The organism is Butyrivibrio sp. (assembly GCF_024699075.1).
Map to the genome: position 1 here is coordinate 1 of NZ_JAILQF010000083.1, position 7,847 is coordinate 7,847.

General features: G+C 36.5%; 7 protein-coding genes. 5 read left to right on the plus strand and 2 right to left on the minus strand.

The genetic code is table 11. The annotated features are described in order from the left end of the window. The first annotated feature begins 249 nt into the window (after positions 1-249). Positions 250-1,584, plus strand: a complete 1,335-nt coding sequence (locus K6G87_RS03275) for an MATE family efflux transporter (RefSeq protein WP_296833846.1) — start codon at positions 250-252, stop codon at positions 1,582-1,584. A 158-nt stretch (positions 1,585-1,742) separates the two neighbouring features. Further along, a complete protein-coding gene (locus K6G87_RS03280; RefSeq protein ID WP_296833848.1) occupies positions 1,743-2,570 on the plus strand; it encodes an exodeoxyribonuclease III in 828 nt (275 codons plus the stop codon). Here the strand turns inward: K6G87_RS03280 and K6G87_RS03285 are convergent. Next, on the minus strand, positions 2,537-3,196 hold the full coding sequence (locus K6G87_RS03285) for a metallophosphoesterase (protein ID WP_296833851.1): 660 nt from the start codon (positions 3,194-3,196) through the stop codon (positions 2,537-2,539). The genes K6G87_RS03280 and K6G87_RS03285 overlap by 34 nt on opposite strands. A gap of 149 nt (positions 3,197-3,345) precedes the next feature. Next, positions 3,346-4,806, minus strand: a complete 1,461-nt coding sequence (locus tag K6G87_RS03290; protein WP_296833853.1) for a GGDEF domain-containing protein — start codon at positions 4,804-4,806, stop codon at positions 3,346-3,348. A gap of 294 nt (positions 4,807-5,100) precedes the next feature. On the opposite strand from K6G87_RS03290, the gene K6G87_RS03295 reads away from it, so the two are divergent. The 3 genes from K6G87_RS03295 to K6G87_RS03305 all read left to right on the plus strand — a co-directional run. Beyond that, a complete protein-coding gene (locus tag K6G87_RS03295; RefSeq protein ID WP_296833856.1) occupies positions 5,101-5,961 on the plus strand; it encodes a DUF975 family protein in 861 nt (286 codons plus the stop codon). 82 nt (positions 5,962-6,043) lie between these two features. Further along, on the plus strand, positions 6,044-6,727 hold the full coding sequence (locus K6G87_RS03300) for a response regulator transcription factor (RefSeq protein WP_330669689.1): 684 nt from the start codon (positions 6,044-6,046) through the stop codon (positions 6,725-6,727). A 113-nt stretch (positions 6,728-6,840) separates the two neighbouring features. Next, positions 6,841-7,847: sensor histidine kinase (locus K6G87_RS03305; RefSeq protein WP_296833858.1), on the plus strand; the 1,007-nt coding region annotated here is incomplete at its 3' end.

Genomic DNA, 7,847 nt, shown 5'->3' on the forward strand with positions numbered 1-7,847 from the left:
GAATTTATGACCCGCCAAACATGAGCAAAGTAGCACGTAGTGCGGATTTGTGAATGTTTGAGGATTGTGGGAGTTTCGTAGAAACGGAACAATCCGACCGTCATAAGGTGTCAAAAGGTACTTTTGACACCTACATCATATTATGTATTATTTATTTTGACCAGGTTGTTTAAACGCTCTAATAATGCCTTGTTTTAGGAGCGGATAAAATATTCACATTAATAATATTTATAAGGGGTTATTTTACACATGAAGGACAGAAACTTTTTGAGAAAACTTGCAGGCATAGCTCTTCCTATAGCATTTCAGGCTTTTATGCTCGCCTGCGTGGCAGCTGCTGATGCTTTTATGCTTGGAAGCATAGATCAGGACTCTATGTCTGCAGTATCTCTTGCTACGCAGATACAGTTCATACAGAACATGATCCTGTCTGCTACCGTCGGAGCCACTGTAATTCTTGGCGCTCAGTACTGGGGAAGAAAAGATCTTGAATCCATCGATGATATTTTCTGCCTTGCGCTTAGGATCTGCGGCATTTTATCAATTATTTACTTTATAGGATGTACTCTTTTCCCAAGATATCTTATGCTCCTTTATACTGATAATGAAGATCTTATTGTTATAGGTATAAGATATCTTAAGATCGCAGGATTTTCATATCTTCTTACAGGAATATCCCAGTGTTACCTTGCCATGATGAAGATAACAGAGCATGTAAAGACTGTTGCTATAGTATCTGCAATGACAGTTATCACCAATATAATCTTAAACGCCTTCTTTATTTACGGTCTTCATTTAGAAGAGCGCGGCGCGGCATCAGCAACACTTGCTGCAAGAATCCTTGAAATTATAACTGTACTTACTTTGTCATACCAAAAAGGTTATGTACATCCAAAACTTTCAGGCCTTGTAAAGTTCAATAAAGTCCTGACAATGGATTTTATAAAGTGTATGTGGCCTCTTCTTGGCGCATGTCTTCTATGGGGCGTAGGTTTTACCTCCTATTCATCATTTATGGGACATATTGGCAAAGATGCTGCAGCAGCCAATTCAGTAACTGCAGTTATAAGAGACCTTGTATGCTGCGCAGGTGATGGTCTTGCAAGTGGTTGCGGCATCATGGTAGGTAACGAGCTTGGTGCAGGTAACCTTGAAAGAGGTAAGAAATATGGACAGAAGATGGTAGGTATTGCCTTTGTTGTTGGTTTCATATCAACCGGTGTAATGTTCCTTTTTACTCCAATCGTATTTATGACAGTAAGGCTTACTGATACAGCAAGACACTACCTTCTTCAGATGATGATCGTAATGGCTATCTATATGATAGGAAGAGTCGTTAACACTGTTCTTATAAATGGTATATTCGCAGCAGGCGGTGATACTATTTTTGATATGTATTCACTTGTAGTATCTATGTGGTTTATAGCTATACCTCTTGCCTTCCTTGGAACCTATATATTCCACTGGCCTGTGATCGTTGTATATGCCTGCACCTGCCTTGATGAAGTTGGTAAGATTCCGTGGGTATTGCATCATTTTACGAGATATAAATGGGTCAAGGATCTGACGAGGGAAAGGCACTAATTTGAGGCCAAACATCTCCATAGAAAAAAAGGAAAACGCCAATAAGTCACAGATAATGTAAAGATAACCGGAATGATCATTTCAGTGGACCTATTAGTATTATCTCCAATCAGCTTATGCTATTATTTAATTAGAAAAAACAAAAAGGAGTTCCTCAAATGAAATTCATCTCTTGGAATATAGATTCAATAAATGCTGCACTTACAGGTACCAGCCCTCGTTCAGAGCTTAGCCGAAAGGTTCTTGATACAATCGCAGCTGAAAATGCTGATATAATCGCAATTCAGGAAACCAAGCTTCCTGCTACAGGTATGAATGCAAAGCAGGAGGAAGCTCTTAAAGCATATTTTCCTGAATATGACTTTGTATATGTAAGCTCACATGAGCCTGCAAGAAAAGGCTATGCAGGAACAATGGCTCTTTATAAGAAGGGGATGAAGTTAGAAGCTACTTTCCCTGAAATAGATGCTCCTGATACCATGGACTGTGAAGGAAGAATGATAACTCTTGAACATGATGATTTCTTCTTTAATCTTGTATATACTCCTAATGCAGGAGATGGCCTTAAACGTCTTAAAGAGCGTCAGGAATGGGATAAACAGTATACTAATTATATGAAAAATTTAGATTCCAAAAAGCCTGTTATATCCTGCGGAGACTATAATGTAGCCCACGAAGAGATAGATCTTGCAAATCCTGACAGCAACCACATGTCAGCAGGTTTTACAGATGAAGAAAGAGAAGGCTTTACTAACCTTCTAAATGCAGGTTTTACAGATACCTTCAGACATGTTCACGGGGATATACCAAATGTATACTCCTGGTGGGCTCAGCGTATAAAGACAAGTAAGATCAACAACTCAGGCTGGAGAATTGACTACTTCCTTGTAAGTGACAGACTTAAAAGTAAAGTTACAAGATCAGAAATGCTTGATTCCGGCGAACGTCAGGATCATACACCTATCGTTCTTGAGCTTGATATCTGATAAGTATCGAGCCTCTTTTCATTGATCTTAATCCATTCATCAAGTGGTAGAGGCTTATAATCTGAATACATACAAAAGCAGTTTATGATCTCGCATGGTATTGGCAGTGTTATCTCATTACCTTCTTTGGTACGTACCATGCGGGATCTTTGTCTGTTATCAAGTACATATCTGTCCACAAATTCCTGATCGGATGTTGCATGAATATGACCATGGAGCATATATGAATGAGCCTTATCATTTCTGATATCATACTGCCTGTTGTAGCACATGATAGGATAATGGGAGCATATGATTCTTCTATTATTATCATGAAGTTCCATATAATCTGACATCTTCTGAAAAAGAGTTCTGTCAAAGGCTGTCTTTCTAAGTACATGATCATGATTTCCAAGTACCATGAACTTCTTTCCATTTAATCTTAGTATTATATCTTTGGCGCGCTTTACATCCTTGGACATGATAAAATCGCCAAGGATCACAACCTCGTCCCTTTTCTGTACTACGCTGTTCCACTGGCTTATCATATATTCATTCATATCTTCTATATTATCAAAGCCGCGCTTATCCATAAGTTTATTAACTATATCATCATCAAAATGAAGATCTGCTATATAACGCCTCACTCTTAGTCTCCTTTAACACTCTGGTATTAATTTATATGTGCGAAGTTTGAGTTATATTATACGCCAAGTAAAAACGGCTTGCATTCATTCTTTATTGCAAGCCGCCTTTAATATTGACATTCATTTTTACATTGAAAGGTAAGTATCCTTTATATGTTTATCCTGCTCAGGTCTGAATAAAGACAATACCCGTTCTTGCCATGCTCTTTTACAAAATAAAGCGCACGATCTGCCTTCTCATAAAGCTCATCGTAGTTTTCGGCATCATTAGGATATATGGTTATTCCTATACTTACTGAAATATCTACTGATTTATCATCTTCTTTTATTGTCCGCTTTATTGCTTCATTGAGTTCTTTGGCTTTCTGTGCAATATGATCATAGTCATTTAAAGTAGGCGAAAATACCATAAACTCATCACCGCCCAGTCTGCCGACTATATCTCCTCCTCTGAATGATTTGGATAATACCCGGCCAACCTCCATCAGTACTTCATCTCCTCTACCATGCCCGAAAGTATCGTTAACTTCTTTGAAATGATCAATATCGATAATGAACATTGTAGCACCGATGAGTTTACTGCCTTCCTCTTCTAAAAAGAAATTTATACTGCTTTGTAAACCATTTACATTTGATATTTTAGTGAGATAGTCTGTTCTGACTTTTTTCTTAAGGTCATCTTTTTCAAATCCGAATTTATAAAAGTTGTAAGTTGTAAGAACAAAAATAAGAATCAGCATTATTAAAACAAAACCTATCAACAGGTTAAAAAATCTTTCAGTCAGATAATGCTGGCTGTTCTTTATAACCAGATACATTCCAATAAGTGGAATATATTTTCTTACAATAAAACCTTCCTTTGTATATACTTGATTTTCTCTGATCATATCAGCTGTGTAATCCCTGCTGTAATATGCCTCGCCAAGATTAACCTCATCCTCATCAAAAGTAGTATTTCCATATATATCTGTAAAACATATATCAATATTATATTTCTCAGAATAACTTCTCATTATATCTATAGTATTATCAAGATACATTGCACAGCCAAGTACTGCTCTAAGTTCACCATCAACCTCCATACGACGGTCAATAAAAATGACATATTCTTTTTCATTGAATTCATCGTAAGTAAGATCAGCACCATACTCCATGCCAGTCTTAATGAAATTTGAATACCATTTATCATATTCATTTTTATTGGGATCAACTATTTTGCCGATTCCGTCAGGTGTAAAGTACTTATTTGTTTTACATGAGATAATATATGCACCTTCCCAATTATTTGTTTCACGAATACTTTCTAAATATTCCGAGATTTCCTCTTCAAATTCGTTTTCAGGAATTTCATCCTCTTTTTTTATTATATTTTGAAGAAAATAGTCATTACACATTATTTTGGTTATGTGAGCAGACGACTCCAGTTCATTATTAATTGAGGTGTAAACACCATCAAACAGAGCATTTGCGGTTGTCTCCATATCTTTTTTGGTAATGTAATTAAGAAGTAAAAATGCCATACCAAGTGCAAATATGAATCCAACAAGAATTATAATAATATTTGTTACTAATAATCTGTTCTCTTTTAAGCATTTTGTTAGCTTCTTCATAGTCCAGGCAACCTTTACTTTCGCATTTAAGTAATATTATTTCGAACAAATACTATCTAATAAAGCGATAATGATGTCACTCTATTTTTGAAACACTCTATTATAGTATCGGCATCTTTTGGTGAAATATCATATACCCCTTAATAATTTTCATAAGTTTCTACATAAAACGTTAAGGTTATGTTAAGGTTCTTTGGGTTTATTGGAAAGGTTTGGATGATATCCTTAGTTCATAAGATAAATAAAACGAATGCAAACAAGCATTCACAACATTCATAAACGGAGGATAATAACATGTGGACAAGAAAAGAACTTAAAGACAAAGCAAAGAAATCATTTTCAATTAACTTCTGGAAAACAATACTTGTAAGTATCATACTTGCATTCGTACTTGGCTCAGCAGGAAGCTCAGCTGTTGGAGGCAAAGTTTTAAACGGTAGTGCAACAGAAAATAGCAGTACAGTAGAAGATTTCTCAGAAGGATTTACAGATGGCTTTTACGGAGATTCATTAACAGAGACACAGCAGGCTGAACTTGATAAAAACCTTGGCTCTTTTAATTATACTGTAAACTCCATTAACGGCGTATCAAACTTTGTAAAGACAGGTGAAATTCCTGAAGACTTATCTCCAATATTTGTACTGATCGGATTCACAATTATTCTTACAGTAATTGCAATAGGAATCGTATTATCTGCTTTTATACTCAATCCTATAGAAGTTGGCTGTATGAGATTCTTTACAAGAAACCTTAACCAGAAAGCAAATGTAAGCGAAGTCGCTCATGCATTTGATAACAATTACATGACTGTTGCAAAGACAATGTTCTTCAGAGATCTTTATACAGTACTTTGGACACTTCTTTTCATCATTCCCGGTATAGTTAAGTCTTATGAGTATCGTATGATTCCTTATATCCTTGCTGACCACCCTGAAATGACCAAGGATGAAGTATTTGCAAAGAGTAAAGAGCTTATGAGAGGCCAGAAATGGAATGCATTTGTACTTGATCTTTCATTCATCGGTTGGGGTATCCTTTCTGTATTTACAATTGGTATACTTGGCGTATTCTATGTATCTCCTTACAGAAATATGACCAATGCAGCTCTTTATGAAAAACTCGAGTACGGAAAACTTGCTATTGACGAGCAGTAATATTAAAATTTTCTTTGAGGCTTTTATTAAAAACCAAAAGAGCCTGTATACCCACAGATCATAATTAGGAAGGAAGCAACTGATGGATAAGATCCTTATAGCAGATGATGAAGCTGAAATCAGAAGTTTACTAAAACTATATCTTGAAAATGAAGGTTACGCCGTTGCAGAAGCTGGCGATGGCAAACAGGCTCTTGAAATACTTGCAGGCGGAGACGTAAGTCTCTGCCTGCTTGATGTCATGATGCCGGAAATTGATGGTTTTCATGTGTTAAAAGAGATGCGTAAGACCAGCAATATCCCTGTCATCATCATATCAGCCAAAGACACTGATCCTGACAAAATAATAGGGCTTGATCTTGGGGCAGATGATTACATGATCAAACCTTTCAATCCCCTTGAAGCAGTCGCAAGAGTCCGTTCCAATCTTAGAAGATATCATGCCCTTAAGGGCGACAACAATTCTAAGCAGGAAGAGGTATCTCTTCTTGATTTAAAGCTTGATAAGGATGCATGTATCCTCTACCGCGGTGATACTAAGATAGAACTTACGTCTACAGAACTTAAGATGATGGAACTTTTTATGGAGAATCCGGGCAAAGTTTTCACCAAAGAAAAGATATATGAATATGCCTGGGGAGATACATACGTCGTTGCAGACAACAATATCATGGTAGCTATAAGCAAGCTAAGATCAAAGCTTGACGAAGACCCATCTGCATATATCAAAACTGTCAGAGGTCTTGGTTACAGAATGGAAAAATAAACTTCTCCCAAAAACAATTCCTTGCAATTTGATCATCATGAGCAATTAAAAAAATATACAGAGTGCTGAGTTTAAACATATAAAAAAAAAAAGCACTTTTAATGAGGTTCGGTATGGATAAACTTAAAGGCTTTCTTATAAAACGTCTCATTCTGGTTCTTGTTATCATAGTCGCTTTAGAACTAATAATAACAGGAATAATAAACTATATATTTTTTCCATTAATCGGTTTTATGTTGCAGCAGCCAGATCTTTCATCCTTATCTGTCAAAAGTATACCTTTTCTATTATTGGGATTTATAACCGGTAATAACGCTCTTATATATGGAACATTTGCAACTTCTACGATCATGATTTTAATAGGCATATCTCTTTTACTAATATTCATCCCTATTGCTGCAGGAATCATCATATATGCAAGTATAGTTACAAAGCAGGTCGAGATCATTCAAAAAGAGCGCGACGACGAAAGAAAGAGCTATGAAGCAGAGCGTAATCTCATGCTGTCTGATTTTGCCCATGACCTTAGAACTCCTATTATGACAATAGGCGGTTATGCTACTGCTCTAAATGATGGGATGGTCAAAGATGAGGCTCAGAAAAAAGAGTATCTGATGGCAATAGAATCAAAGTCAAAGAGAATGACCGAGCTCATAACTTTACTTTTTGAATATGTAAGATTAGGGAGTGCGGGTTTTACTCTTAACAGAAAAAGAATAGATTTCCATTCCTTCCTGACAGAGATAATATCAAGGTGCTATACAGATCTTGAAGATGCAAATATGGAAGTTGATATAAATATTCCTGAAGAGCCATTTTATATACTTGCAGATGACCTTCACCTAAAAAGGGTAATAGAAAATCTCATCATCAATATAATCAGGCATAATCCGTCCGGCATAAAAGTATCATTTTCCATCACAAAGCTTTCAGGTGTAGAATACCTTGCAATAGCTGACAGCGGCATCTCAATCACCAAAAGTGAAAAAGAGCTTTTCGAGCCCTTCGTAAAAGGTGACGACTCCCGCTCTCAAAATACCGGAAGCGGCCTTGGTCTCTCCGTAGCCAAGCAGGTCATGGACATGCACGGCTACGACATCACCCTAAAGCAGCCCTACAA

What these genes read in the sequence shown, in the direction of transcription:
- K6G87_RS03295 (WP_296833856.1), top strand. Translation starts at nt 5,101, where the DNA reads ATGTGGACAAGAAAAGAACTTAAAGACAAAGCAAAGAAATCATTTTCA.
- K6G87_RS03275 (WP_296833846.1), top strand. Translation starts at nt 250, where the DNA reads ATGAAGGACAGAAACTTTTTGAGAAAACTTGCAGGCATAGCTCTTCCT.
- K6G87_RS03300 (WP_330669689.1), top strand. Translation starts at nt 6,044, where the DNA reads ATGGATAAGATCCTTATAGCAGATGATGAAGCTGAAATCAGAAGTTTA.
- K6G87_RS03280 (WP_296833848.1), top strand. Translation starts at nt 1,743, where the DNA reads ATGAAATTCATCTCTTGGAATATAGATTCAATAAATGCTGCACTTACA.
- K6G87_RS03290 (WP_296833853.1), bottom strand. Translation starts at nt 4,806, where the DNA reads ATGAAGAAGCTAACAAAATGCTTAAAAGAGAACAGATTATTAGTAACA.